Source organism: Pseudomonas sp. Irchel 3E20 (genome assembly GCF_900187645.1).
Lineage (GTDB): Bacteria > Pseudomonadota > Gammaproteobacteria > Pseudomonadales > Pseudomonadaceae > Aquipseudomonas.
In genome coordinates this window covers 41,883-67,822 of the sequence record NZ_FYEE01000012.1, presented here as the reverse complement: position 1 = coordinate 67,822, position 25,940 = coordinate 41,883, and the positions used below count along the sequence as shown (strand labels likewise).

The 25,940-nt window shown below is 64.7% G+C and carries 20 protein-coding genes; 12 read left to right on the top strand and 8 right to left on the bottom strand.

Annotation, left to right across the window (positions count from 1 at the left end):
- Positions 1–168: 168 nt before the first annotated feature.
- The 5 genes from CKW13_RS19815 to CKW13_RS19795 all read left to right on the top strand — a co-directional run bounded on the left by CKW13_RS19815 (position 169) and on the right by CKW13_RS19795 (position 7,641).
- On the top strand, positions 169–2,046 hold the full coding sequence (locus CKW13_RS19815) for a bifunctional diguanylate cyclase/phosphodiesterase (RefSeq protein WP_095110468.1): 1,878 nt from the start codon (positions 169–171) through the stop codon (positions 2,044–2,046).
- A gap of 26 nt (positions 2,047–2,072) precedes the next feature.
- The gene (locus CKW13_RS19810; RefSeq protein ID WP_095110467.1) at positions 2,073–3,026 is read left to right on the top strand and encodes a cytochrome-c peroxidase; all 954 of its coding nucleotides are present in this window, start codon (positions 2,073–2,075) and stop codon (positions 3,024–3,026) included.
- Positions 3,023–4,831, top strand: coding sequence for a DAHL domain-containing protein (locus CKW13_RS19805; protein ID WP_095110466.1), 1,809 nt, complete (start codon positions 3,023–3,025; stop codon positions 4,829–4,831). The genes CKW13_RS19810 and CKW13_RS19805 overlap by 4 nt, the downstream gene beginning before the upstream one ends.
- A complete protein-coding gene (locus CKW13_RS19800; protein ID WP_095110465.1) occupies positions 4,828–6,237 on the top strand; it encodes an ATP-binding protein in 1,410 nt (469 codons plus the stop codon). The genes CKW13_RS19805 and CKW13_RS19800 overlap by 4 nt, the downstream gene beginning before the upstream one ends.
- Before the next feature lie 72 nt (positions 6,238–6,309).
- On the top strand, positions 6,310–7,641 hold the full coding sequence (locus CKW13_RS19795; RefSeq protein ID WP_095110464.1) for a leucine-rich repeat-containing protein kinase family protein: 1,332 nt from the start codon (positions 6,310–6,312) through the stop codon (positions 7,639–7,641).
- On the opposite strand, the gene CKW13_RS19790 is transcribed toward CKW13_RS19795, so the two are convergent.
- On the bottom strand, positions 7,638–8,342 hold the full coding sequence (locus CKW13_RS19790) for a YebC/PmpR family DNA-binding transcriptional regulator (RefSeq protein WP_095110463.1): 705 nt from the start codon (positions 8,340–8,342) through the stop codon (positions 7,638–7,640). The genes CKW13_RS19795 and CKW13_RS19790 overlap by 4 nt on opposite strands.
- A gap of 220 nt (positions 8,343–8,562) precedes the next feature.
- On the opposite strand from CKW13_RS19790, the gene tssI reads away from it, so the two are divergent.
- Positions 8,563–10,536: a type VI secretion system tip protein TssI/VgrG gene (gene tssI / locus CKW13_RS19785; protein ID WP_095110462.1), complete on the top strand. Its 1,974-nt coding sequence runs from the start codon at positions 8,563–8,565 to the stop codon at positions 10,534–10,536.
- A 7-nt stretch (positions 10,537–10,543) separates the two neighbouring features.
- Here the strand turns inward: tssI and CKW13_RS19780 are convergent, their stop codons facing one another.
- Positions 10,544–11,935: an FAD-dependent oxidoreductase gene (locus CKW13_RS19780; protein WP_095110461.1), complete on the bottom strand. Its 1,392-nt coding sequence runs from the start codon at positions 11,933–11,935 to the stop codon at positions 10,544–10,546.
- 44 nt (positions 11,936–11,979) lie between these two features.
- Complete coding sequence (locus CKW13_RS19775; protein WP_095110460.1) at positions 11,980–13,305, bottom strand: MFS transporter; 1,326 nt, start codon at positions 13,303–13,305, stop codon at positions 11,980–11,982.
- A gap of 287 nt (positions 13,306–13,592) precedes the next feature.
- On the opposite strand from CKW13_RS19775, the gene CKW13_RS19770 reads away from it, so the two are divergent.
- Positions 13,593–14,468: a LysR substrate-binding domain-containing protein gene (locus CKW13_RS19770; protein WP_095110459.1), complete on the top strand. Its 876-nt coding sequence runs from the start codon at positions 13,593–13,595 to the stop codon at positions 14,466–14,468.
- A gap of 31 nt (positions 14,469–14,499) precedes the next feature.
- Here the strand turns inward: CKW13_RS19770 and CKW13_RS19765 are convergent, their stop codons facing one another.
- Complete coding sequence (locus CKW13_RS19765) at positions 14,500–15,357, bottom strand: LysR substrate-binding domain-containing protein (protein ID WP_095110458.1); 858 nt, start codon at positions 15,355–15,357, stop codon at positions 14,500–14,502.
- Positions 15,358–15,468: 111 nt separating this feature from the next.
- Between CKW13_RS19765 and CKW13_RS19760 the strand changes: the two genes are divergently transcribed.
- Positions 15,469–16,578: a 2-aminoethylphosphonate--pyruvate transaminase gene (locus CKW13_RS19760; protein ID WP_095110457.1), complete on the top strand. Its 1,110-nt coding sequence runs from the start codon at positions 15,469–15,471 to the stop codon at positions 16,576–16,578.
- Positions 16,579–16,658: 80 nt separating this feature from the next.
- Positions 16,659–17,486: a phosphonoacetaldehyde hydrolase gene (gene phnX / locus CKW13_RS19755; protein ID WP_095110456.1), complete on the top strand. Its 828-nt coding sequence runs from the start codon at positions 16,659–16,661 to the stop codon at positions 17,484–17,486.
- Between the two features lie 75 nt (positions 17,487–17,561).
- Here phnX and CKW13_RS19750 read toward each other — a convergent pair whose 3' ends face one another.
- Positions 17,562–18,002 (bottom strand): hypothetical protein, encoded by a 441-nt coding sequence (locus CKW13_RS19750; RefSeq protein ID WP_095110455.1) that lies wholly within the window; start codon positions 18,000–18,002, stop codon positions 17,562–17,564.
- 322 nt (positions 18,003–18,324) lie between these two features.
- Between CKW13_RS19750 and CKW13_RS19745 the strand changes: the two genes are divergently transcribed.
- Complete coding sequence (locus tag CKW13_RS19745) at positions 18,325–18,873, top strand: cytochrome b (RefSeq protein ID WP_095110454.1); 549 nt, start codon at positions 18,325–18,327, stop codon at positions 18,871–18,873.
- Between the two features lie 301 nt (positions 18,874–19,174).
- On the opposite strand, the gene CKW13_RS19740 is transcribed toward CKW13_RS19745, so the two are convergent.
- Entirely contained in the window at positions 19,175–20,107 is a 933-nt protein-coding gene (locus CKW13_RS19740; RefSeq protein ID WP_095110577.1) for a 1-aminocyclopropane-1-carboxylate deaminase/D-cysteine desulfhydrase, read from the bottom strand.
- 83 nt (positions 20,108–20,190) lie between these two features.
- Positions 20,191–22,230 (bottom strand): NADPH-dependent 2,4-dienoyl-CoA reductase, encoded by a 2,040-nt coding sequence (locus tag CKW13_RS19735; RefSeq protein ID WP_095110453.1) that lies wholly within the window; start codon positions 22,228–22,230, stop codon positions 20,191–20,193.
- Positions 22,231–22,438: 208 nt separating this feature from the next.
- Here CKW13_RS19735 and CKW13_RS19730 point away from each other — a divergent pair, with 208 nt between their 5' ends.
- Both CKW13_RS19730 and CKW13_RS19725 read left to right on the top strand, forming a co-directional pair.
- Positions 22,439–23,467, top strand: a complete 1,029-nt coding sequence (locus tag CKW13_RS19730; RefSeq protein ID WP_095110452.1) for a carbon-nitrogen hydrolase family protein — start codon at positions 22,439–22,441, stop codon at positions 23,465–23,467.
- A gap of 3 nt (positions 23,468–23,470) precedes the next feature.
- On the top strand, positions 23,471–24,526 hold the full coding sequence (locus CKW13_RS19725) for an AraC family transcriptional regulator (RefSeq protein WP_095110451.1): 1,056 nt from the start codon (positions 23,471–23,473) through the stop codon (positions 24,524–24,526).
- Between the two features lie 286 nt (positions 24,527–24,812).
- On the opposite strand, the gene CKW13_RS19720 is transcribed toward CKW13_RS19725, so the two are convergent.
- Positions 24,813–25,706 carry a DUF2242 domain-containing protein gene (locus CKW13_RS19720; protein WP_095110450.1) on the bottom strand — a complete coding sequence of 298 codons (894 nt, stop codon included), beginning with the start codon at positions 25,704–25,706 and terminating at the stop codon, positions 24,813–24,815.
- Positions 25,707–25,940: the final 234 nt, after the last annotated feature.

Sequence of the window (25,940 nt, the reverse complement as noted above, 5' to 3'; positions counted from 1 at the left end):
AGCCTAGATGACTTGCCGCAGCTTGGCAGCAAATTGATATCAATTAAGTAGCACTTCCCGCAGCGTCTGACTATGCTCAGGGCGCAAATGGACGACATGTGTCACAGCCAGGAAGGGAAGCCAGATGAGCGTCGATCCAAGGGCCCCACGTTGGATAGGAGTCTGGCCATGATGGCTTTAGCTGGCCCCCTTAACCGACGGATCCTGATCGTCGACGATACCGAGGGCATCCATGAGGATTTTCGCAAGATCCTCGTCCCCACCGCCCTCGCCAATAGCGACTTGCACAGTGCCGAAATGGCCCTGTTCGGCAGCCCCGCCAGCGCCGTGCAAGAGCGATTTATCCTCGACTCGGCGTACCAGGGCCAAGAAGCCCTGGCCATGGTGCAAGCCGCCCAGGACCGCGACGCGCCTTACGCCGTGGCCTTTATCGACATGCGCATGCCACCCGGCTGGGATGGCCTGGAAACCATCGAGCAGCTGTGGCGCATCGCGCCCAAGCTGCAAATCGCCCTGTGCACGGCCTACTCCGATTACTCCTGGGAAGACATGGCCGAACGCCTGGACCTGGGCGACCGCTTGCTGATTCTGAAAAAGCCCTTCGACGCCATCGAGATCCGCCAGATGGCCAGCGCCCTGACCTGCAAATGGCAATTGGCCCAGGACGCGGCGAGCAAGATGCGCGACCTGGAGCGGACCATCGAAGAGCGCGTCCAGGAGTTGCTCAGCGTGTCGCGCCTGTTGTACTACGACGTGCTCACCGGGTTACCTAACAGCACCTTGCTGGGCGATCGCCTGACCCAGAGCCTGTCCCAGTCGCGGCGCCACGACTGCACGTTGGCGGTGATGTTCCTGGGCCTGGACCGCTTCAAGCGCATCAACAACGGCTTGGGCCACCCGGCCGGCGACCAGATGCTCAAGCACGTGGCCCAGTGCCTGGTGGCCACGGTGCGTGACAGCGATTCGGTGTTCCGCTACGGCTCCGACGAATTCGTGGTGATCCTGGGCGACATTCAGCACCCGCAGCAAACCCGGCGCATCGCCGAAAAACTGCTGGCGGCCGTCAACACGCCCCACTCGGTGGCCGGGCATGACCTAACGGTCACCGCGAGCCTGGGCATCAGCCTGTACCCCGAGGACGGCTTCGACGCGATGACGCTCATCAAAAACGCCGAAACCGCCATGCGCAACATCAAGGACTGCGGCCCCAACGACTTCAGTTTTTTCATCGAAGACATGAACCTGCGCGCCCACCAGCAACAAACTCTGGAAACCGGCCTGCGCCTGGCCTTGCAACGCGATGAATTCGTCCTGCACTACCAGCCCAAACTGGACCTGAACACGGGCCAGGTGGTGGGCGCCGAGGCTCTGGTGCGCTGGCACCGCCCCGATCACGGTTTGGTTTACCCCGGCCAATTCATTCCCCTGGCCGAGGATTGCGGCCTGATCGTTGCCCTCAGCCAATGGGTGCTCAACCGCGCCTGCCAGCAAGCACGTGCTTGGCAACGCCAGGGCCTGGCGCCGATTTGCATGGCGGTGAACGTCTCGGCCATCGACTTTCGCCAGCGCGATTTCGTCCAACGCCTGAGCCGCACCCTGAGTGAAACCGGCCTGGCCCCGACGCTGCTGGAGCTGGAAATCACCGAAAGCGTGCTGATGCAGAACGTCGAGGCCACCGTCGCCACGCTGCAAGCGATCAAGCAACTGGGGGTGCGCCTGGCCATCGATGACTTCGGCACCGGTTATTCCAGCTTGAGCTACCTGCAAAAATTTCCGGTGGACGTGCTCAAGATCGACCAGTCGTTCGTGCGCGACCTGAGCACCGACAGCAACGACGCCAAACTGGTGAGCAGCATCATCGACCTGGGTAGGAGCCTGAACCTGAGCATCATTGCCGAAGGGGTGGAAACCGCCGAGCAACTGGCCTTCCTCAAGCGCCACCACTGCGAAGAAGGCCAGGGCTATTACTTCAGCAAAGCCGTGGCCGCCGAGGAGTTCGCCCGTTACCTGGCCGACTCCCCGCACCTGCAAACACCCCCACTATGACGCCGCCCCGGGTAAGGATTCACCCCATGCCCCCACTCGCCCTGCCCCTGAGCGCCGCCCTGCTGTTTGTCGCAGGCGCCCAAGCCGCGCCCCTGGAAGGCCCGCTCAAGCCCCTGCCCGCACCGCCGGTGATGGACAGCAAGCGGGTGGAACTGGGCCGCCAGTTGTTCCACGACCCGCGCCTGTCGGTGAACAACAGCCTGTCGTGCGCCAGTTGCCATCGCCTGGACCGTGGCGGCGCCGACGACAAGCCTTTGTCCCTGGGCTTTGACGGCCGACCGGTGGCGGTCAATACCCCCAGCGTGTTCAACGCCAGCCTGAACTTTCGCCAGTTTTGGGACGGGCGCGTGGAAACCCTGGAAGAACAGGCCCACATCGTGGTGCACAGCCCCACGGAAATGGGCAGCGACTGGGCCACCGTGGTGCAACGCATCGCTGCCGACAACCACTACGCTACCGCTTTCACCGACGCCTACCCGAGCGGCGTGACCCAGGCCAATATCCAGGGCGCCCTGGCCGAGTATGAACGCACCCTGCTAAGCCTCAACTCGCGTTTCGACCAGTACCTGGCGGGCAACACCGCGATCCTCAGCACCGAGGAAAAGTACGGCTACCAGCGCTTCCAGGACTACGGCTGCATCGCTTGCCACCAAGGGGTGAACATCGGCGGCAACATGTTCCAGAAGTTCGGCGTACTGGGGGACTACTTCGCCGCCCGGGGCAACCCCACCCCGGCGGACCTGGGGCGCTTCAATGTCACCGGCGCCGAAGAAGACCGCCACGTGTTCAAGGTGCCCAGCCTGCGCAACGTCGCCGTCACCGCGCCCTACTTCCATGATGGCTCGCAGGCGACCCTCGAAGGCGCCGTGACCGTGATGTTCACCTACCAATTGGGGCGCATCCCCAGCGAAGAGGACAAAGCCCTGATCGTGAAATTCCTCAAGACCCTGACCGGTGAGTGGCAGGGCAAGCCCCTATGAAAGTCTCCCGGCGCCTGAGCTTGCTTCTGCTGGCGGGGGTTGCGGCCGTGCTGGCCTCGATCCTGCTGTTTTTGTACCTCAACTCGCGCTCCGACCTGACCGCCACCTACACCGAGTCCCGCGACCTGATCCGCCAGCTCAAGCAGCAGAACGCGCAGTGGGAAAACGAGGTCCTCAAGGCTCGGGTTGCCATCAGCCACAACTACGACCCGCTGGTATCACCCCTGAACGAAATGACGCGGCTGTGGCAGCAGTTCGAGGTGCTGGAATCCCAGCGCAGCCGCGACCAGTCGCCGCTGTGGCAGGCCAGCCAGCAGGCCTATCTCGATGCGCTCAAGGAAAAAACCCGGGTGGTGGAACAGTTCAAGTCCCACAACGCGGTGCTGCGCAACTCCCTGGCCTTCCTGCCCACCGCCGAAGACGACATCCAGGCGCAACTGGGGCGGGTTGCCGACACCGACAAACTGCAAGTGCAGAACATCGCCAACGACACCTACGACCTGCTACTCAGCAGCCTGGAATTCGCCCAGGTCACCTCCGCCGACCACGCCGCCGACATCCTGGTGGGCCTGAACAAACTGCAAGTGAACAAGGAGCGCCTGCCGGCGGAGTTCCACGAGCCCATCGATATTCTCAGCAACCACATCTCCCTGATCCTGCGCGAGCAGCCCCTGGTCAATGCCTTGCTCGACGAAATCGAAAGCTTCCCCGTGTCCGAACGCCTGGATGACCTCACCAACCTGCTCAACCGCGACCAGCAGCTCGCCGAGGCGAGCGACCAGAAATACCACTTCTACCTGGTGGTGTTTTCCGCCCTGCTGGTGCTGCTGCTGATTTGGCTGGCCGTGCGCCTGATGCGCAGCTTTGCCCAGATCAACCAGATGAACCGCGCCTTGCTGGCCGCCAACGACGAACTCGAACGCCGGGTCGAAGAACGCACCCGAGAGCTCAAGGACACCCAGACCGAACTGCTGGATACCGCGCGCCAGGCCGGCATGGCGGAAATCGCGACCAACGTGCTGCATAACGTGGGTAACGTGCTCAATAGCGTGAACATCTCCGCCGACCTGGTCAGCCGTCAGTTGCGCCACAGCAAGGCCCAGGGCCTGGGCAAGGCCATGCAACTGATGAATGAACACCCAGGCGACCTGGGCCGTTTTCTCACCGAGGACGAGAAAGGCATGTTGCTGCCCGGCTACCTCAACCAATTGGTGTTGGCCATCGCCCAGGAGCAGCAAGGCATGAGCGCGGAACTGGGGCAACTGAGCAAAAGCGTGGACCACATCAAGGACATCGTCGCCACCCAGCAGTCCTACGCCGGCACCAGCAGCCTGCTGCAAGCGCTGTCCATCAGCGAACTGCTCGATGATGCCCTACGCATGCACGCCGGTGCCCTCACCCGACACCACGTCACGGTACTCAAGGAATTTTCCGATGTGCCGCGGATCATGGGCGACAAGCATCGCCTGCTGTTGATCCTGATAAACCTGATCGGCAACGCCAAGCACGCCATGGCCAACGTCACCGACCGCGAACGCACCCTGACCCTGAGCGCCGTCATCGACGGCGACAACCTCAACATCAGCGTGCGCGACCAGGGCGAAGGCATCTCGGCGCAAAACATGACGCGCATCTTTGTCCATGGTTTCACCACCCGTAAGGATGGCCACGGCTTTGGCCTGCACAGCTGCGCCCTGGCCGCCGTGGAAATGAACGGCCACTTGAGCGCCCACAGCGACGGGCCGGGGCGGGGCGCGCTGTTTACCCTACAAATTCCTCTGATCGTGGCCCAAGGTAACGCATGAACACTGCCATCAACCGACGCATTCTGCTGATCGACGACACCCCGACCATCCACGATGACTTTCGCAAGATCCTCACCCCCGGCCCCAGCGCCAGCACCGACCTCGACGACCTGGAAAGCGCCCTGTTCGGCAGTGCGCCGAAAGCCCCGGCCACGGTCTATGAACTCGAGTGTGCCTATGGCGGCCAGGAAGGCCTGGGCAAGTTGCTCGACGCTGCCGCCCAGGCGCGGCCCTATGCCCTGGCGTTCGTCGACATGCGCATGCCCGATGGCTGGGATGGCGCGCAAACCATTGAAGAGTTGTGGAAGCACGACCCCTTGCTGCAAGTGGTGGTGTGCACCGCGTATTCGGACTATTCCTGGGACGAGTTGCTCGACCGCCTCAACGGCCACGACCGCTTGCTGATCCTGAAAAAGCCCTTCGACAACATCGAAGTCCAGCAAATGGCCAATACCCTGACCACCAAGTGGGAAATGACCCGCCGCGCCCAACTGCAAATGAGCCAGCTCGAAGCCCTGGTGGCGCAACGCACCCAGGCGTTCCAGCAGGCCAGCGAGGCCCTGCAACACGAGATGGACGAACGCATGCTGCTGGAAAGCCAATTGGTGCAATCGGAAAAACTCGCCTCCCTTGGCCAGTTGGCCGCCGGCGTCGCCCACGAAATCAACAACCCGGTGGGCTTCATTTCCTCCAACCTCAGCACCTTGGGGACGTACTTCGGCCAAATGCAGCAGATGCTCGAGGCCTACCGCCAGGCCGAGGCCGCCCTCGCCCCCGGTGAGCCGCGCCTGGGCCTGGAACAGTTACGCGCAAGCCTGGAGCTGGACTTTTTGCTGCAAGACATTCCCCAGCTCATCAAGGAATCGAAGGACGGCATCGGCCGGGTCAGCCAGATCGTCAAGGACCTCAAGGACTTCTCCCGCGTGGACTCAACCCAGCATTGGCAGTGGGCGGACCTGCAACAGGGCATGGATTCCACCCTCAACATCGTCGCCGCCGAGATCAAGTACAAGGCCGATGTGGTCAAGCAGTACGTGCCGTTGCCCGAGGTCGAGTGCCTGCCCTCGCAAATCAACCAGGTGGTGATGAACCTGATCGTCAACGCCGCCCAGGCCATGGGCAGCGAACGGGGCACCATCACCCTGAGCAACGGCGTGCAGGGCGACACGGTGTGGCTGCAAGTGGCCGACAATGGCGCAGGGATCGCGCCCCAGCACCTGGCGAAAATCTTCGACCCCTTCTTCACCACCAAACCGGTGGGCCAGGGCACGGGGCTGGGGTTGTCCCTGTCGTACGGGATCATCAAGAAGCATCGCGGTGAGATCACGGTGCACAGTGAAGTCGGCAAGGGCACCACGTTCCGCGTCGAACTGCCGATCCGCCAAACCGCGCCGGCAACCTCCTGAACCGCGCCGTGCGGGCCCCAGCGCAGGGCGCTATGATGGCGCCCTTTTTTCCAATGAGCTGCGAACCCTTCCATGGATACCCTTGCACAACTGCGCGCCGGCCAACTTCGCGGCATCCGGCGCCTGGACCTGAGCGCCGGCCTGACCGAGTTCCCCCGGGAGATCTTCGACCTGGCGGACTCTTTGGAAGTGCTCAACCTCAGCGCCAACCAGTTGCGCAGCCTGCCCGACGACCTGCATCGCCTGCACCGCTTGCAGGTGCTGTTCTGCTCGGACAACGCCTTTACCGAACTGCCCGAAAGCCTGGGCCGCTGCGCGCAGTTGAGCATGGTGGGCTTCAAGGCCTGCCGGATCGAACGGGTCAGCGCCCAGGCGTTGCCGCCCCGGTTGCGCTGGCTGATCCTCACCGACAACCGCATCGAACACCTGCCCCAGGCCCTGGGCGAACGCCCGCACCTGCAAAAACTGATGCTTTCGGGCAATCGCCTACGCCAGTTACCGGCGAGCCTGGCCAACGCCCCGCAGCTTGAGTTGATCCGCGTCGCCGCCAACCAATTGAGCGAACTGCCGCACTGGCTGCTGGCGTTGCCGAAACTGGCGTGGCTGGCCTATGCCGGCAATCCGCTGGAGGCGGACCTTACACACGCCGCCCCGGCGCCAGCCATCGCCTGGGCGCAGTTGCACCTGCAACAGCCCTTGGGCGAAGGCGCCAGCGGCGTGATTCATCAAGCGACGTGGCAAGCGCCGGGGCAGGCGCCGCAAGACGTGGCGGTGAAGCTGTACAAGGGCAGCATGACCAGCGATGGCTCGCCGCTGCATGAAATGCACGCCTGCATCCGCGCCGCCCTGCACCCCAACCTGATCGGCGTGCACGGCCAGGTCAGCGACCACCCCGAAGGCCGCGCGGCCCTGGTGATGGAACTGATCGGCCCGCACTACCGCAACCTGGCCGGGTTGCCGAGCCTGGCCTCCTGCACCCGCGACGTCTACCCGCAAGGCTGGCGCCTGAGTGCCGAGGTCGCGCTCACTATCGCCCTGGGCATCGCCTCGGTGGCCGCCCACCTGCACGGCCAGGGCTTGAACCATGGCGACCTGTATGGCCACAACATCCTGTTCAACCCCCAAGGCCATTGCCTGCTGGGGGATTTTGGCGCAGCGGCGGGCTACGACCCGGCCCACAGCCCTGTGGCGGGCGCGCTGCAACGCATCGAGGTGCGGGCCTTCGGAATTTTGCTGGGGGAATTGTTGGAGCGTATCGATGGCGGGCTCGGTGCCCAGGACCGGGAGCAGCTGCAAAGCCTGCAAGAGCGCTGCTGCCAGCCCCAGGTCATGGGCCGGCCGGGCTTCAGCGCAATAGAGCGGGAATTGGGGGAGCTGAAGCTTCAGCCCCCCGCAAGCGCTTAGCCGGCCAGGCCGACGAACATGTCCTGCACGTCGTCGTGGTTGTCCAGGCCTTCGAGGAAGGCTTCGACTTCGGCCATTTGCGCCTCGCTCAGGCCGCTGACCGGGTTCTTCGGCTGGTAGCCCAACTTGGCCGACAGTACGGTGAAACCGAATTCGGGCAGGGCTTTTTGCACCGCGTCCAGGTCGCTGGGCTCGGTCAAAAACAGGGTGGCGCCCTCTTCACCCGGCTCGAAATCCTGGGCGCCGGCTTCAATGGCGGCCATTTCCGGGTCGGCGTCGGGGCTGTCGGGGGCGGCTTCGATCATGCCGACGTGGTTGAAATCCCAGGCCACCGAGCCCGAAGCGCCGAGTTGGCCCTTGCGGAAGGCGACGCGGATTTCGGCGACGGTGCGGTTGATGTTGTCGGTCACGCACTCGACGATCAGCGGCACTTGGTGCGGGGCAAAACCTTCGTAGGTGACGCGGTGGTACTGCACGGTCTCGCCCAATTGGCCAGACCCTTTCTTGATGGCGCGTTCCAGGGTTTCGCGGGGCATCGAGGCTTTTTTCGCCTGCTCCACCACCAGGCGCAGGTGTGCGTTGGTGGTCACGTCCGCGCCGTTGCGCGCGGCGATGGTGATTTCCTTGACCAACTTGCCGAAGATCTTGCCCTTGGCGTTGGCTGCCGCTTCTTTGTGTTTAACCTTCCACTGTGCGCCCATTACTCACTCTCTCGTTCTGTGCGTCGTGACATCTGTTGGCCGACGATGGCGGCAAGTTTATACGGCCTAAAGTCGGCAATCGACCAAAAAGTCGAGGTGGCGGGCGACTTGTCCACCCCATTGCGTAGGGGGTTTCCGAAAAATCGCTTTGACGCCCCATTGCGCCCCGTCGTTTCGTAACCTCTGTCCCCCGTCCCTTAAAGGCAAGAGCTGGCAGACCATGCACGACGACCTCACAAGCCCCTTCACTCTGACGATCGCCGGCCGTTCGCTGTGCCTGCCCGTCGCGCATTTCACCGGTCGCGAAGCCTTGAACGAACCCTATTGCTTCGACATCGAACTGGCCGCGCCTGGTACGCCCGGCGCCCTCGATGACTGGCTGCAACAGCCTGCGTTCCTGCGCCTGGGGGACGGCAGCGGCATCCATGGCGTCATCACCCGCGCCCACCCTTGTGGCCGGCACTGCAACCTGAGCCTGGCGCCTCATCTGGCGACCCTGGCGCAGCGTACCTGTCGGCGGGTGCTCCACGATGTCAGCGTGCCCGGCATGCTCTTGCAGTTGCTCCAGGAACACCGCTTGCCGGCCGACAGCTACCGCTTCGAACTGCCCCACGGCCAGTACCCCAAGCGCGCGTTCTGTATCCAGTACGACGAGAGCGACCTGTATTTCCTACAACGTTTGTGCGAGGAGGAAGGCATCCACTACCACTTCGAGCACCAGCAAGAGCGCCATGTGCTGGTGTTTGCCGACGACAGCGAAGCCTTTGTGCCGCTATCGACGCCGCTGTCGTGCCCGCCACGGGAGCCCGCCGCCCCGGCGCTCGCCTGGCTGGCCCAGGCCCAACCGGCCCAGCCCAGGCCCAACCCATGCGGGCCGAACACGCCCAGCGCAACGCCGGCCGGTGCCGCCAATCAGCCCCACGACCCGCCCGCCCGCCACTGGGAGCGCCCCTCGCCCACCGAAGCCCATCGCCAGCAAACCAGCCGCCGCGCCCTGGAACGCCTGCGCAGCCAGCCGCCATGCCTGGTGGGCCAAAGCAGCGAGGCGCACCTGCGCAGCGGGGCGCTGATGCAGGTCGAGGACCACCCGGTGTCGCGGTTCAACGACCAGTGGCTGCTCACCGAGGTTCACCACCAGGGCCGGCAACCCGGTTTCACCACCCCGGCCAGCCGCCAGCCCTGGTGGGTGGCCACCGAGCGGCTGGGCGGCACCGCGCTGATGCCAGGCCATCAATGGGCCAGCGAACCTTACGGCAATCAGTTCAAGGCTATCCCCTGGGCCACCGCTTACCGGCCCGCGCTGCGCCATCCCAAACCGCTGGTCAACGGTTACCAGCGCGGCTACGTGCCCGGCGCCCGCGGGCAACTGGCCGAACAGGACGCCCAGGGTCGCATCCCCGTGCACCTGGCCTGGGGCGAGACCCCCGAGCGGGTCCCGCAGCATTGCCTGTGGTTGCCCCTCGTGCGCCAGGAAGCCGCCGGCTACGGGCCGTTACCCACCGCCGGGTGCGAAGTGCTGGTGCGTTTTGTCAACGGCGACCCGGACTACCCGGTGGTGTTCCAGTTGGCGGGCGCGCCGTTCGAGGCCCAACGCAAGGGCCTGTACCTCAACGGCCAGCAACTGGCGGAAAAAACCCGGCAGATCTACCTCAAGGCGGGCCAGTCGCTGCGGGTCCAGGGCAGCGAGCACCTGACCCTGACGGTGAATGGCCAGCATATCCGCCTCGATCCCGACGGCGTGGCCCTGGCCGCCACACCCCGGCCCACCCTGCCTCCTGCGGCCGAGCCCGACGCGTTGTGGGATGGCGAAATCTGCCTGTTCGCCGCCCCACCGCTGGCCGCGCGGCGCCTGGCCAACACCTCGTGGTACATCGTGCGCATGCCCCGCGCCGACCTGCAGGAGCCGGCCGGCCTGGGCCGCGACGCGATTGTGCTGCAAGGCCAGAGCCTGGCCAGCGGCGCCCTGGACCTGAACCCGCAGCAAAAACGCCTGTTGGCCCGCGAGTTCGCTCGCACGCCTCGGCAACTGAGCCTGCTGTACCCGGGGCATTGCGTAGCCCTGGCCGAATACTTCCAGCAGCACTGGAGCCAGCCACAGCGCCAGGCCTTGCACCGCTGCGCCAAGGCCCAGGCCGCCCCCGCTGCCCTGGCCGAGGCGCCGCTGTTGCTGCAATGGCTGATGGGTGAGCCCTGACGCGGCCTTAGCCTTTGTCGGCCTTACCGGCCGCCGCCGCGAACCGCGCCAGGCGCACGTCCAGGTGCCGTGGCCGGTGGCCGTGGTCTTCGGCACGCTCTTTGCGCCGGATCGCGTTGCGCACCAACAGCGAGCCCAAATAGCGAATCGGCTCCGGCGGGAAATACCCCAACGGCCCGTCCACCAGGGGTGAACGGGTCCAGGGGTTGTCCAGCCCCAGCACCAGCGAAGCGAGGATCTGCCCGCCCATGTGGCACGGGCCGACGCCGCTGCCGGAATAACCGAAGCCATAAAACACATTGCCACCGCTGCCCATGCGCCCGAAGAACGGCAGGCCAGTGACCGAGCGGTCTGAGGGGCCGTTCCAGGTCGCCGCCACCGGCACTTGGGCGAACGCCGGAAAAAACTGCCCCAGACTCTTGCGCAACAGGTCCGCGTAGGGCGACGGCTGGTCGAACACCGGCAGCATCCGCCCGCCATAGGCGAAGGTGTTGCCGCCCTTGCCGAGCATGATCCGGCCGTCCGGGGTGTTGCGGTAGTAGTGCACGAAAATCCGCGAATCGAGCACTGTCACACCGCTGGTCAGGCCGATCTCCTGGAGCAGGTCCGGGCGCGGCTCGGTGATAACCATGTCGCTGGAGACAATCGCCACGCTGCGCTCGAACTGCGGGAACGCGCGAGCCATCCAGGCGTTCATCGCCAGCACCACACGGTCGGCGCGCACGGCGCCGTCCGGGGTCTGGATCAGCGCCGGGCGGCCCTCCTCCAGCCCCACCATCGCGGTGTTCTCAAACAAGCGCACCCCCAGTTGCAGCGCCACCCGGCGCAACCCGCGCACCAGCAGGGCCGGTTGCACGCTGGCGGCGGCCGGCGAGAACCAACCCTCCTGGTGTTGGGCCGAGCCCGCCATACGTTGCACATCCGCCAACGGCCGCTTGCTGAAGGAGTTGATGCCGTTGCGCTCCAGCGCCGCGATCACCCCGTCGGTGGCGCCGCACTGGGCGCGGTTGGTGGCGGTGTAGAGCGTGCCGTCGAGGCGGTACTGGGCATCCACCGCGTACTTTTCGCAGAACGCGCCGATGGCATGGATGCTCTGCTCCGAAGCACGCACCAGGCGCACCGCTTCCTCAATGCCGAACAAGCGCTCCAGGGTGAAGAACTTGGCCGACCAGGACAGCGCACACCCGCCGTTGCGGCCACTGGCGCCGGCGCCGCAGATATCGGCCTCGATCAGCACCACATCCAGCTGCGGGTTCTGCTCCTTGAGCATCACCGCCGTCCACAACCCGGTGTAGCCGCCACCGACAATGCACACATCGGCACGGGTCTCGCCGTGCAGGGGCGCGCAGGGTTCGCCGCCCTCGGCATTGAGGGCCTGTTCCAGCCAAAACGGTCTCATCGGGGGGTATCTCCAGTTCAAGGGGCTTATAAAAGAAAGGGCATTCAACTACGCAAGGGTTTGATCGCCAGGGCTCGGTTGGGCACGAACGCGCAGTAGGGGCGCAGGCCCGCCGGGCGGCTGTTCCAGTGGGGCACCAGCACCAGGGCGGAAAACAACGCGCAACCGGCAAATACCACGAATACCGTGACCGTATCGAAGTAGCCCGGCAGCAAGCCGCCCAGGATCGCCCCCACCGAGCCGCAGCCATTGACGAACCCCGCCGCCGTGGCGCCGGCCTTGGCGGTGCCGAAATCGATGGCGGCCGCGCCGCTAATCATCGAGTCCGGCCCGTACAGGGTCAGGCCCATGACGAACAGCAGGGCCACCACCAGCAGCACGCTGCCGGTGTGCAGCGCGCCCATGAACAACGCCAGGGACACCGTCAACGCCAACAGGCTGAGGACACAGGCCGGCATGCGCCGCGCACCAAAGAGCTTGTCCGAGGCCAGGCCAATCATGATCGGCCCCAACAGGCCCGCCAGCTCGAATGCGGTGGGGATGATCGCCGCGCCGACCTTGCCCACCTGGGGCATCTGCTCGAACACGATCACCGGGCCCCACAGCAAAATGGCGTAGCGCGCCGGTTTGAGCAGGAAGTACGCCAGGCCCAGCGTCAGCACCGTGCGGTTACGCAGGATCTCGCGCAGCGGCGCCAGCACGCTGAGGCGGCTTTCGGCCAGGGCCTCTTCGGCGGTTTGTTCCGGTGCCGGTTCCACCGCTGGCAGGCCGACGTCTTGGGGGGTGTTGCGCTGGAAGATGAAAAACAGCACCGCCACCACGGCCACCACCGCCGCGCTGGAAATAAACGCCGCGTGCCAAGTGCCCACCAGGGTGTAGGCCCACCACCCGGCGAAGGGCGAAGCCACCAAACCGCCGAAGGCGTAGCAGGAACTCCACAGCCCCAACACCCGGCCGCGCTGCTGGGCGGGGAAAAAACTGCCCAGGTTCTTGCACAGCCCCGACCAACCTGTCGACTGCGCCAGGCCCTGGATCAGCATGCAGGTGGCGAAAATCGGCAAGGTGGCGAAACTGCCCATCACCAGGGCCGCCACGGCGGAAATCAACAACCCGCCCAGCACCACCACCCGCGGGCCGAAGCGGTCGGCGAGGATGCCCCAGGTGAACTGGCCCACGGCATAGGCCGCCAGGTAGATGGCGTCGAGGTTGGCCATCATCATTTTGTCGAGGTGAAAACTGGGGTCTTCGCCGATGCCCAGTTTGGCCACGGAAAAAGCTTTACGGGTGAAATAGAAGGCCGCGTAGGCCAACCAGGTGATGGCGAAAATCTGCACGCGCCAACGCTTGATGGTGCCGATGTGCTGGTTCATGGTGAGTCTGACCTCGGGGTGAGTGTGCTGGCAGAATTTTTAGAAAAACGCCTGTGTTTTTTATTGTTGAGCACCGCGATACGGCCCTTGTGACGGGGGCGATACCGGTCAGATGAGTCTGTTGTTCCCTGTAGTCGGGATCGATTGCACGCACAGGCCCATGGCCACCGGCGCTGTGAAACCACCACAGGCACCGGGGCTGAGAGGGATAGAAACAAGTACAGACTAATAAGTGAAATCGATTTATCGTATTTCAAATATAAGTTCAGCTTGTAAGAGGTATTCCCATGTCGGTCTCCCACGCCCAGCTCAAGGCGTTCCATGCGGTCGCCGTGCATGGCAGCTTCACCCGCGCCGCCGCGAAGCTATTCCTCACCCAACCGGCGATTTCCGACCAGGTGCGCAAACTCGAAGAGCGCTTTGGTGTGCTGTTGTTCCACCGCAACAAGCGCTCGGTGCACCTCACCGACTTGGGCGAACGCCTGCTGGGCATCACCCAGCGCCTGTTCGTGATCGAGGCCGAGGCCCAGGAACTGCTGCAAGACTCGCGCGCCCTGCAAACCGGCAGCCTGGTCCTGGCCGTGGACGCGCCGGTGCATGTGCTGCCGCAAATCGCCCGGTTCTGCGAGCGCTACCCGGGCATCAGCGTGAAAATCGAGACGGGCAACACCGACGAATCCCTGGCACGGCTGTTCAGCTACCAGGCCGATCTGGCCTTGCTGGGGCGCGAAGTGAGTGACGAACGGCTGCTGTCGCTGGCCTTGCGCAACGACCCGATGGTGGCGTTCGTGGCCCGCAGCCACCCCTGGGCCAGCCGTGAATCCATCTGCCTGGCGGACCTGGACGACACGCCCCTGGTGCTGCGCGAAACCGGCTCGGTGACCCGCCAGACCCTGGAAGAAGAAATGAGCCGCGCCGGTTACCGCATCCGCCCGGCGATCCAGGTCGAAGGCCGCGAAGCCGCCCGCGAGGCGGTGGTGGTGGGGATTGGCGTGGGCGTGGTGTCAGCCGCCGAGTTCGGCGCCGATGCACGGGTGTGCGCCCTGCCCATCACCGACTGCACCCGGCGCCTGACCGAAACCCTGGTGTGCCTGCGCGAACAAAGCTCGCGGCGGGTGGTGGCGACCTTTCTCGACATGGTGCGTGAGAGCCTGGGGCAATAGTGGCTTGAAGGCTGCCACAGGCCCGAGGCCGCTACACCGCCAACGCCAGGAAGGCCTGGATCAGGCGCAGGTCCCGGCGCCGCTCCATGCAGCCGATCATGTGCCGGTTGAGCAGCCCTGCGCCGTTGATCGGCACCGCCGCCACCCGGGGGTCGTGGCTGACTTCCACCGATGACACCACCCCCACGCCCAGTTGCGCCGCCACCGCTTCGGTGACGGCCTCGCGGCTGTCCAGTTCCAGCAACACCCGTGGGCTGACCCGGGCCTGGGCGCAGGCCGCGTCGAAGGTGCGGCGGGTGATGGAGCTGGGCTCGCGCAGCACCATGATGACCTGGTCCAGCAGGGCAATGTCGATGCCGTCGGGCAACGCCTGCCACGGATGGCCCTGGGGCACCAGGGCGCAGATGCGCGACTCGCTCAGGGCTTGCAGGTGCAGGCCCTTGCGCGGTTCGACCTCGGTGAGCACCGCCACGTCGGCGTGTTCCGACAACAACGCCGCCAGGGTTTCCTGGGCGTTGCCCAGGCGCAGGTTGACGGTGATCCCCGGGTAGCGCGCGCGCAGGCTGGCGAGCATGGGCATGACCATGTGCGGGCCGTCCGCCGCCACCTCCAGGCGCCCGGTGAGCAACTGCCGGTTGGCCTCCAGCATCGCCTGGGCTTCTTCGGCCAGGCCGAACATGGCGCGGGTGATGGCCGCCAACTTGGTGCCCTCCTCCGTCAGTTCCACCCGCCGCGCGGTGCGGCGCAGCAGGGTGATCTGGTAGTGCTCCTCCAGCGCTTTGATGTGCCCGGTCACCGCCGGTTGGCTGATGAACAACCGCGCCGCCGCCCGGGTGAAACTGCCTTCGCGGGCCACGGCATCGAACGCACGGAGCTGGAACAAGTTCATACCTATCGGCCTCACTTATGACTGGCATAACAACAAACAATTTGATTGATGGTAGGGCAAACTGCAATTTATGTCCCGTAGCGTCATCCCACGAACTGCGAGGACACGAGAATGAGTATTGCCGAACCCATCCTGCTTACCCCGGGCCCACTGACCACCTCGGCCCGCACCCGCCAGGCGATGATGGTCGATTGGGGTTCGTGGGATGAGCGCTTCAACCAACTGACCGCCAGCGTCTGCGAACAACTGCTGGCTATCCTCCACGGCGCCGACAGCCATCACTGCGTTCCCCTGCAAGGCAGCGGCACCTTCTCGGTGGAAGCGGCCATCGGCACCTTGGTGCCCCGCGATGGCAAGGTGCTGGTGCTGATAAACGGCGCCTACGGCAAGCGCCTGGCGAAGATCTGCGAAGTGCTGGGGCGCCCGTTCAGCACCTTTGAAACCGCCGAAGACCAGCCCACCACCGCCGCCGATGTCGAGCGCCTGCTGCTGGCCGACCCGGGCCTGACCCACGTGGCGCTGATCCACTGCGAAACCAGCACCGGCATCCTCAACCCGTTGCAGGAGATTGCCCAAGTGGTGGCCCGCCACGGTAAACGCCTGATTATCGATGCCATGAGCTCCTTCGGCGCCCTGCCTATCGACGCTCGCCAGGTGCCGTTCGACGCGCTGATCGCCGCCAGCGGCAAATGCCTGGAAGGCGTGCCGGGCATGGGGTTTGTCTTCGCCCGCAAAACCGCGCTGGCCGAGTCGGCCGGTAACTGCCACTCCCTGGCCATGGACCTGTACGACCAGCACGCCTACATGGCCAAGACCGGCCAGTGGCGCTTCACCCCGCCGACCCATGTGGTCGCGGCCCTGCACGAAGCCTTGTTGCAGTACCAGGAAGAAGGGGGCCTGGCGGTACGCCACCAGCGCTACGCGGCCAACTGCCAGGTGCTGCTCGATGACATGGCCGCCCTGGGCCTGCGCAGCTTCCTGCCCAGCGCGATCCAGGCGCCGATCATCATCACCTTCCACGCGCCCGACAGCCCGCGCTACCAGTTCAAGGCGTTCTACGAACGGGTCAAGGCCAAGGGTTTCATCCTCTACCCGGGCAAGTTGACCCAGGTCGAGACCTTCCGCGTGGGCTGCATCGGCCACGTCAACGAAGGCGAAATGCGCGCCGCGGTCGCGGCCATCGCCCAGGTTTTGCGGGAGATGGAAGTGCTCGACTGCTGACCCGCTCCCATAAAGGCCTGCTTCAACACCCGCCGAATCCCACAAAAGCCCTAACCCATTTCCTCAGGACACCGCCCACCATGAACTACAGCCAACCAAGCCAACTGCAAGCCGCCATCCTCGACTGGGCCGGCACCGTGGTCGATTTCGGCTCTTTTGCGCCGACGCAGATTTTTGTCGAGGCCTTCGCCGAGTTCGACGTGCAGGTTTCCATCGAAGAAGCCCGCGGCCCGATGGGCATGGGCAAGTGGGACCACATCCGCACCCTCTGCAACCAGCCCCAGGTGGCCGAGCGCTACCGTCAGGTGTTCGGCCGCACGCCCACCGACGACGACGTCACAGCCATCTACCAGCGCTTCATGCCATTGCAGATCGAGAAAATCGCCGAGCATTCGGCGTTGATCCCCGGCGCCCTGGACACCATCGCGGCCCTGCGCGGGCAAGGGATCAAGATCGGTTCCTGCTCCGGCTACCCCAAGCAGGTGATGGATAAAGTGGTGGAGCTGGCGGCCAGCAATGGCTATGTCGCCGACCACGTGGTCGCCACCGACGAAGTGCCCAACGGCCGCCCATGGCCGGCCCAGGCCCTGGCCAACGTGATCGCCCTGGGCATCAGCGACGTAGCGGCATGCGTGAAAATCGACGACACCGTGCCGGGCATCCTCGAAGGCCGCAGCGCCGGCATGTGGACGGTGGCGCTGACCTGCTCGGGCAACGCCCTGGGCCTGACCTACGAGGGCTACCGGGCCCTGGACAGTGCCACCCTGGACAGCGAGCGCAAGCGCATCCAGGCCCTGTTCAAGGGTTCACGCCCGCACTACATGATCGACACCATCACCGACCTGCCCCAGGTGATCGCCGACATCAACCAGCGCCTGGCGCGCGGTGAAATGCCCCAGGGCCACTGACCGACCGCGACACCCATGGCGCAGCAGGTTTTCGCCTGCTGCGCCATTGTGCATTTCAGCGCAGGCCAGTGGCCGTTAGCGGCCCGGAGCACCGTCGGGCTGGGTCAGTTCGACATCGCTGTCGGGCGCGGGTGGTTGTTCCTCAAGCCCCGGCACGGGGTTTGGCAGGGGCTCTTCGAGCACGGGCTCGATGGGGTCCGGCAGTGACTCGCGGGCCTCTTCCAGCTGGGGTGGCGGGGTTGGCGTCTCGACGGCAGGCTCGACCGGGGCCGGTAACTCGTCGACCACCGTGGTCTCGGTTAACACCTCGCACGCGGATTCCACCAAACCGACCTGCTGCCCCTCGGCATCGATCACCACGCCGTCGGGGTAGAAGGTCAACCCACAAAACTCCAGGGTGCCGTCGGCATACTGAATGGCCCCATTGTTGTACTGTTTTGAACCGTCGGCGCCCAGGGTTCCCCAGGTATAGGTTTTCACTTCACCGCGCACCATTGCGTCCAAGCACTGATCCATATTCATTCCTTAATTAATATTGTGTTTATCACTTCGCACCCTACGGATGCGCACCCACTATTAATAACGCTGCCCGCCAGTTCAACACGCCGGCACAGACAACAAAAAAAACAGAACCCACTTACAGCCTCGGGCGACATTACACAGCCACATACGGAATACTTACCATTCAACTTCAGACTTAACTAACAAACAGGCAGGGTTTCAGTTTTTTCTCGAAAAACCTGACCTCACTCAGGTTTTGCCGGGCAAACGGGATTACAGTAGCGCCACTCCGTCAAACAAGAACGGAGGCTTCAGACCTGATAAACGAGGAAAGCCCATGAATTTCATCAACCCGAGTTCGCGTTACAGCACGCTCTCGATTACGTTGCACTGGCTGATGCTGGTACTGCTGGCTGTGGTGTTCGCCACCATCGAACTGCGCGGCCTGTTCCCCAAGGGCACCGAAGGCCGCACCCTGATAAAAGAAGCCCACTTCATGCTGGGCCTGACGGTGTTCGTGCTGGTGTGGCTACGCCTGCTGGGCCGCGCCCTGAGCGCCACGCCACGGATCCTGCCACCGCCGCCCAAATGGCAAAGCCTGCTGGCGAGCCTGATGCACTGCGCACTCTACGTGTTCATGATCGCCATGCCGATCATGGGTTGGCTCGTCACCAGTGCAGCGGGCCACCACGTGCTGTTCTACGGCATCGAGTTGCCGCTGCTGATAGACGAAAACAAGGACCTGGCCGAGCAGATCGAAGGCTGGCACGTGCTGGGCGGAACCATCGGTTATTGGCTGATCGGCTTGCACGCGGTGGCGGGGTTGTATCACCACTATGTGCTGGGGGATAACACCCTACGGCGCATGGCGCCAAAGCGCGGCTGAAAAGTGCACGCTTTGTCCGCCAGCGACTTGAACAGTGGGTTGGCGGGCATCCTCTTTATCACCTTGTCTTAAATCTATTAGTCCACTCTATTAAATCAGCGGCCATGAACTTACAAGGCTGTGGCCGCGCCGGCGCAATGAATAAGAACGGGCATTACCGGTGTAACTTGCACAACTAAAAGTTGCCCAGCGCCACGCAGCGATATCGACAATAAAATCTACGCAAAGCGCCGTGCCCCTCATGACGGCAGTTGAACAAACACAAACGCCCGAGCCGCTCACCCCGCCCCCGCACGTGCAGCTACCCACCGGTCGCCATGGCGATGCCCCGGCGCCCCTGCAAGCCGCCGGTGTGCACAAACACCAACCGCGTGCCGCGCGCAAAGCGCCCCGCCGCCACCGCTTGCTGCAACGCCAGCAACGCCTTGCCGGTGTAAAGCGGCTCCAGCAGTAGGCCGCTGGCCTGTTCGGCGGCGTCGATAAAGGCCAGCAGGGCCTCATCGACCCGGGCAAAACCACCACGGCTGGCGTCGATCAGGGCATAGCCGTGGTCATGGGCGCCGGCGGCGCGCAGGATCGCCGCCACTTGCTGCGCCACGCCATGGCCCGCCGGCACCGCCAGCGCGCCGTGCACGGTGCGTGCGCCCTGCTCGGCCAGCACCAGGCCCGCCAACGTGGTGCCGGTGCCACAGGCCAGCCACCAGCCATCAAAATCACCCCAGCCCAGGGCGGCCAATTGCTGGCTCACCTGTTGGCGCAACACCCGGCAGCCGCGGGCGCCGGCCAACCCACCGCCGCCCTCCGGCACGGGGTAGAACCCCGGGTAGCGGGCCTGCCACGGTTGCCAGAAATCCGCATCGTGGCGCGCCCGGTAACCGCCATAACCCAGCCAATGCAGGTGCATGCCCCAGGCCTTGAGGTCGAGCACAGTGGGGGTGTCCTGGGCATGGCCGCGCAGCAGGCCCGCGGTGGCGAAACCAAAGCGTTGGCCCGCCGCCGCCAAGGCATGCAGGTGGTTGGAATGAGCACCGCCCAGGCTGATGACCCCTGCCGCGTTCACTTGGTCGGCGGCGGCCAGGTGCTCGCTGAGCTTGAACCACTTATTGCCGCTGATAAGCGCGTCGATGCAATCCAGGCGCAATACGGCCACCTCGACCCCGGCGGCCGCGAGCCATTCCAGGCGCAGGGCTTGCAGGGGAGCGCAGGGATGCCAGTCGGCGGGAGGAGAAAACATAAAGGCCGGACCCATGGGAAAGACCCGGCATTCTACTTGAATACGCCTGTAGCAAGCGGGCGAGCCCACTTGCTACAGGGGGGTCAGAGCTCGGCGGCGAGGCGCGAGCCTTGGTTGATGGCCCGTTTGGCGTCCAGTTCGGCGGCCACGTCAGCGCCACCGATCAGGTGCACGCTCTGCCCGGCGGCCAGCAGGCCTTCATGCAGCTCGCGCAGTGGGTCCTGGCCGGCGCAGATAACGATGTTGTCCACCGCCAGCAGTTGGGGTTCGCCGGTTTCGCCGATGCGGATATGCAGGCCCTCATCGTCGATCTTCAGGTACTCGACGCTGTTGAGCATTTGCACCTGCTTGTTCTTCAGGCCCGTGCGGTGGATCCAACCGGTGGTCTTGCCCAAGCCGTCGCCGACCTTGGATTTTTTGCGTTGCAGCAAGAACACCTCGCGTGCCGGGGCATGGGGTTGGGCCTTGATGCCCGCCACGCCGCCACGGGCCTCAAGGGCCGTATCGATGCCCCATTCGCGCCAGAACGCTTCGCGATCCTGGCTGGTAGCCACGCCCTCATGCACGAGGAACTCGGACACGTCAAAACCAATGCCGCCAGCGCCGATCACCGCCACGCGCTTGCCCACCGGTTTGCGTTCCAGGATGACGTCCAGGTAACTCAGTACCTTGGCATGTTCCACCCCGGGAATGGCCGGCAGGCGCGGGGCGATGCCGGTGGCCAGGATAATTTCGTCATAGCCGCCGGCTACCAGTTGGGCAACGTCCACCCGGGTGTTCAGGCACAGCTCGACGTGGGTGGTCTGCAGCTTGCGCTTGAAATAGCGCAGGGTTTCGAAGAACTCTTCCTTGCCCGGCACGCGCTTGGCGACGTTGAACTGGCCGCCGATTTCGCTGGCCGAATCGAACAGGGTCACCTGGTGCCCGCGCTCGGCGGCCACGGTGGCCGCGGCCAGGCCTGCGGGGCCGGCGCCGACCACAGCGATTTTCTTCACCTGCTGCACCGCCAGGTAGTTGAGCTCGGTTTCGTGGCAGGCGCGGGGGTTGACCAGGCAGGTGGTCAATTTGCCGCCGAAGGTGTGGTCCAGGCACGCCTGGTTGCAGCCGATGCAGGTGTTGATCTCGTCGCCCCGGCCGGCGGCGGCCTTGTTGACGAAGTCCGGGTCGGCGAGGAATGGGCGCGCCATGGACACCATGTCGGCGTCGCCCTCGGCCAGGATCTGCTCGGCCACTTCCGGGGTGTTGATGCGGTTGGTGGTAATCAGCGGGATCGCCACTTCGCCGCGCAACTTGGCGGTGACTTTGCTGAATGCGGCACGCGGCACCTTGGTGGCAATGGTGGGGATGCGCGCTTCGTGCCAGCCGATGCCGGTATTGATGATGGTCGCGCCGGCCTGCTCGATGGCCTTGGCCAGTTGCACGATTTCTGCCCAGGTGCTGCCACCTTCCACCAGGTCAAGCATGGACAGACGGAAAATGATGATGAAGTTCGGCCCTACCGCCTCACGCACGCGGCGCACGATTTCCACCGGCAAACGCATACGGTTTTCGTAGGAACCACCCCAGCGGTCGGTGCGATGGTTGGTGTGGGCGGCGAGGAATTGGTTAATGAAATACCCCTCCGAGCCCATGATCTCGACGCCGTCGTACTCGGCGACCTGGGCCAGCACCGAGCAGGTGACGAAGTCGCTGATCTGCTTCTCGATGCCTGCCTCGTCCAGCTCCTTGGGCTTGAACGGGTTGATCGGCGCCTGGATCGCACTGGGCGCAACTTGCTTGGGGCTATAGGCATAACGCCCGGCGTGGAGGATCTGCATGCAGATCTTGCCGCCCGCCTCATGCACGGCGCGGGTGACGATCTGGTGCTGCAAGGCCTCGGCCTCGGTGGTCAGCTTGGCGGCGCCGGAATACACCCCGCCTTCATCGTTGGGGCCAATGCCGCCGGTGACCATCAAGCCCACACCGCCGCGGGCGCGCTCGGCAAAGTACGCGGCCATGCGCTCGAAGCCACCGGGTTTTTCTTCCAGGCCGGTGTGCATCGACCCCATCAGGGTGCGGTTGCGCAACGTGGTAAAACCCAGGTCCAGCGGGGCCAACAGGTGCGGGTAATGAGCGGCGGTCATTGGAAGCTCCACAACAAGCAATCACGGGAAACTGCGCAGGCTCTTGCGGCGTGCGTCAGGCATGCTCGCCAGCCTAAGAGCAGGCACCGGGCCACTCAATGACCGTAACTGACAACTTATTGATCCAAATGCGCAGCGCCCCTTGGCAATCGCGCCCGGCAGTCCTAACCTAGAGGCCCACTCGCCCACGGCCGCCGACTGCTTCTCCATGCGCAAATTGCTTTGCTTGATCTTCATCGCGGCCCTGGCCGCCGCCCTCACCACCTATGGCCTGTGGACCACCAAGCGCCCGGCGGGCCACTACCTGTCGGACCTGCGTAGCATGGTCGCAGTGAACCAGGGCACCCCAGGCGAGCGCGGCAACCTGCTAGGCATCGAACCGTTGCTGTTCGCCACCGACTACCAGAACCCGCAACGTCTGCAGCGCAAGCTCGGCGCCTACTTGCAGCAGGCCCGCGAACAGCACCTGCTCAATGAAAAAACCATCGTCGTGCTGCCCGAGCACATCGGCACCTGGCTGCTACTGGGCGGTGAGAAAGACGAGCTGTACCAAGCCGCCAACCAGGCCCAGGCGCTGAATTGGCTGGCAGCGAGCAACCCAGTGGCGTTCGCCCGCGCCTTTGTCGGCGCCCAAGGCCCCGGCAGGCTGCAAGACAGCTACCTGCGCATGAAGGCCGCGGGTGTGGCGGCGGACTATCAACAACTGTTCGGCGGCTTGGCCCGGGAATTCGGCGTAACCCTGGTGGCCGGCTCCGTGGTACTGCCCGAGCCCAGCGTGCGCAACGGCGTACTGGTCGTTGGCAGCGGCGCGCTCTACAACAGCGCGCTGGTATTCGGCCGCGACGGCCTCCCCATCGGCCAGCCCCAACGCCAGGCCCGGCCCGGCGCCGAGGCGCAGCCGTTGCAGGTCTTCCCCACCCCCGCCGGGCCCTTGGGCCTGTTGCTGGGTAACGCCAGCACCGAACTGCAGAACTACCGCCAACTCGATGCCCAAGGCGTGAAACTGGTGGCCGCGCCGGTGGCCTTCACAGGGCTGGCCCCGTGGCAAGGCGCCGGGCTGGCCCCGGCGCAACTGGCGCCCCTGCTCGGCCAACAGGGCACCGCGAGCATCAGCGTGTTCAGCCACGGCCAGTTCTGGGAACAACGCCTGGGCGGAATCAGCGTGATCCGCCAGGGCGCCCAGGCCTTCACAGCGCCAAGCGCCCCCGTGGCGCGCCTGCTCAACCTCTGGTTGTAAGCCATGAAACCCCAGCCGATGCGCCTCGGGGACTTGTCGGTGGGCTTCGTCCAAAGCCTGGCCGACGCCGTGGCCAGCCATGGCCTGAACCCGCAACCGCTGCTCGATCAATACGGTTTGGACAGCGCCAGGCTCGGGCAAGCGGGGGCGCGGCTGTCGATCCCGCGCTACATGCGCCTGGGCCACGCTGCCATTCAATTGACCGACGATGCGGCCCTGGGCCTGCGCATGGGCCGGCTCAGTCGCCTGGAGCAACTGGGGCTGGCCGGCGTCACCGCCGCCCAGGCGCCCACCGTGCGCGAGGCGGCCCGCTGCCTGATTCGCTTTGAAGCGTTGTACGGCACCAACTACCGCGGCCAATCGAGCTTCCATGAAGATGCCCGAGGCGCGTGGCTGCGCTTTTACTCCATCAGCCCCTACAACGCCTACAACCGCTTCGTGGTGGATTCGATCATCACCAGTTGGTTGCAGCAGTTGTCCCGCGTCGCCGGGCAAACCCTGCTGGCCGAACGCATCGACATCGAATTCACTGAGCCGCCCTACCGCCAGGCCTATGCCGTGCTCGGCAATTGCCCGCTGTATTTTGCCGCCGAGCACAACCAGCTGCGCCTGGGCCAGGCTAGCCTGGCTCTACGCAACCCGGTGCACTGCCCCAGTACCTGGCGGCACTTGCTGCAATTATGCGAACGGGAACTGGAACAACTGACCCGCACCCGCAGCCTGCGCGAACGCATCATCGCCCTGCTGGGGCCATTGCTCAGTGGCGGTCGGGAACCCGACCTGGAAGAAGTGGCAGCCCGCCTGAAACTGCCGACCTGGACCCTGCGCCGCAAACTCGCCGAAGAAGGCACGCAATTTCGCGCCATCCTCAACGACACCCGCCGCGACCTGGCCATGACCTACATCCGCGACACCGAACTGGCGTTCGGCGAAATCGCCTACCTGCTCGGCTTCGCCTCGGCCGAAGCCTTCCAACGCGCGTTCAAACGGTGGAACAGCCAGACGCCGGGGGAATTTCGCCGGGCGCAACGGATAGGAGGGGGAGCTGCAAGCGGCTAGCTGCAAGTGCCGCACCTGCTTGCCGCTTGCGGCTCAAAGCTCCGTAGCGTCCTCGCTCGGGTCGTGTTCAAACGCCTGGAATTCGAGCAGTTCTTCCTGATAGTCGTCCATTGTCCAAACCTCTGGGTTCGCTGAGTCTGGGTTTGAGCATAGGGCGAGGATGTGAAGGAAAAATGAATCGCGCCTGTAGCTCTTAAACGCAACAGGCTGTTGGCGATTTACCGGGGCCGGCCATCAGCCGCTGCTAAGTCGATCCGACCCCGCCCAAGCCCGTGGCGACCCGAGGTTACTGCCCGCTGCCCGGCAATGCCGGGATCGGTTCTGTGGGCGGCGGCAGGCTGCTGTCCTGCACCGGGGGGGTGATGCTGTCTGGCGCCGATTGCGGGGTTGGCTCAGGGGCCGGTTCAGGGGCCGCGGCCGGAGCAATCGGCGCCGCTTCGACCGGTGGCGCCAGCGGTTGCGAGGCCGCCGGCGCGGCTTCCTGCGGTAGCGATGCAGGCTCTACCGGGGCGGGCTCCACCGGGGCCACGGGCGCAGGCTCCACGGCCGGCGCGGGCGTCGGCGGTTCAAGCGGTGCAGGCTCTGCAGTCGCGGCTTCTGGCATACCGAGGTCGGCCTGGGGTTTTTCCGGGATATGGGCAGCTTCCTTCACCTGAGCGGGTAGGAAGACTTCCACCAAAGCGAAGAAGCGCTCGTAGAACTTGGGCGAGGACACCGTCTCGCTGGCGACCTTGACCATCGAATCATCGGTGGAGCCGATCGGCATCGACACCGAACCCAACACCCCAACGCCCAGGCTGGCGGAGTTGTTGATCTTCTTCAGCGCATAACGGTCCTGCAGGGCATTGGCGAACATCGTGGCATGGTGCCCGGCGCTGCCGTCTTCGGCGCAGACCACGCTGAAGCTGATCTCCATGTGAGTGTCGCCGGTCTGTTGAAAGCTTTTGTGCCCGCTGATGAGTTTGGGGTCGCTGCTGGTGATGATGTAACCCTGGCTGAGCAGCGCACGGCGCGCGGCCTCGCAACTGGCGGTGTCGCTGACCGGGTAGTTGCGCGAAAAGGTGCCGGACTGGGCGAAGTTTTCATGTTCGTAAATGGCGGTTTTCTTCGACGAGCAACCGGCTACGCCTGCCATCACCAGCGCCAGGAGCAAGGCACGCCTGTGGAATGAATTAAACATTGAGCATCCTGAGCAAAACGGTTCGGGGCGTATTGTGCAACAGATCGATACACAGGGGCGCTTCCTTTAAGCGCGACGCCCAGCTTACGCCCCGAGGATGGCCGGAAAAAGTCGCGCACACAGATGATCGATAAATACCCGCAACGCAGGCGTGGTCCGCCAGGTCATCGGGGCGCTGCGGCACGCCGTGCTCGCGAAAAGCGCCGTGGACGCCCGGGCCCACGGCTTCCCAAG

Bases quoted from the DNA above. Each gene is read 5' to 3' on its own strand.
- CKW13_RS19760 (WP_095110457.1), top strand. From the start codon at position 15,469: ATGAGTATTGCCGAACCCATCCTGCTTACCCCGGGCCCACTGACCACC.
- CKW13_RS19775 (WP_095110460.1), bottom strand. From the start codon at position 13,305: ATGAACCAGCACATCGGCACCATCAAGCGTTGGCGCGTGCAGATTTTC.
- CKW13_RS19770 (WP_095110459.1), top strand. From the start codon at position 13,593: ATGTCGGTCTCCCACGCCCAGCTCAAGGCGTTCCATGCGGTCGCCGTG.
- tssI (WP_095110462.1), top strand. From the start codon at position 8,563: ATGCACGACGACCTCACAAGCCCCTTCACTCTGACGATCGCCGGCCGT.
- CKW13_RS19735 (WP_095110453.1), bottom strand. From the start codon at position 22,230: ATGACCGCCGCTCATTACCCGCACCTGTTGGCCCCGCTGGACCTGGGT.
- CKW13_RS19790 (WP_095110463.1), bottom strand. From the start codon at position 8,342: ATGGGCGCACAGTGGAAGGTTAAACACAAAGAAGCGGCAGCCAACGCC.
- CKW13_RS19730 (WP_095110452.1), top strand. From the start codon at position 22,439: ATGCGCAAATTGCTTTGCTTGATCTTCATCGCGGCCCTGGCCGCCGCC.
- CKW13_RS19780 (WP_095110461.1), bottom strand. From the start codon at position 11,935: ATGAGACCGTTTTGGCTGGAACAGGCCCTCAATGCCGAGGGCGGCGAA.
- CKW13_RS19740 (WP_095110577.1), bottom strand. From the start codon at position 20,107: ATGTTTTCTCCTCCCGCCGACTGGCATCCCTGCGCTCCCCTGCAAGCC.
- CKW13_RS19795 (WP_095110464.1), top strand. From the start codon at position 6,310: ATGGATACCCTTGCACAACTGCGCGCCGGCCAACTTCGCGGCATCCGG.
- CKW13_RS19800 (WP_095110465.1), top strand. From the start codon at position 4,828: ATGAACACTGCCATCAACCGACGCATTCTGCTGATCGACGACACCCCG.
- phnX (WP_095110456.1), top strand. From the start codon at position 16,659: ATGAACTACAGCCAACCAAGCCAACTGCAAGCCGCCATCCTCGACTGG.
- CKW13_RS19745 (WP_095110454.1), top strand. From the start codon at position 18,325: ATGAATTTCATCAACCCGAGTTCGCGTTACAGCACGCTCTCGATTACG.
- CKW13_RS19805 (WP_095110466.1), top strand. From the start codon at position 3,023: ATGAAAGTCTCCCGGCGCCTGAGCTTGCTTCTGCTGGCGGGGGTTGCG.
- CKW13_RS19810 (WP_095110467.1), top strand. From the start codon at position 2,073: ATGCCCCCACTCGCCCTGCCCCTGAGCGCCGCCCTGCTGTTTGTCGCA.
- CKW13_RS19765 (WP_095110458.1), bottom strand. From the start codon at position 15,357: ATGAACTTGTTCCAGCTCCGTGCGTTCGATGCCGTGGCCCGCGAAGGC.
- CKW13_RS19815 (WP_095110468.1), top strand. From the start codon at position 169: ATGATGGCTTTAGCTGGCCCCCTTAACCGACGGATCCTGATCGTCGAC.
- CKW13_RS19725 (WP_095110451.1), top strand. From the start codon at position 23,471: ATGAAACCCCAGCCGATGCGCCTCGGGGACTTGTCGGTGGGCTTCGTC.
- CKW13_RS19750 (WP_095110455.1), bottom strand. From the start codon at position 18,002: ATGGATCAGTGCTTGGACGCAATGGTGCGCGGTGAAGTGAAAACCTAT.
- CKW13_RS19720 (WP_095110450.1), bottom strand. From the start codon at position 25,706: ATGTTTAATTCATTCCACAGGCGTGCCTTGCTCCTGGCGCTGGTGATG.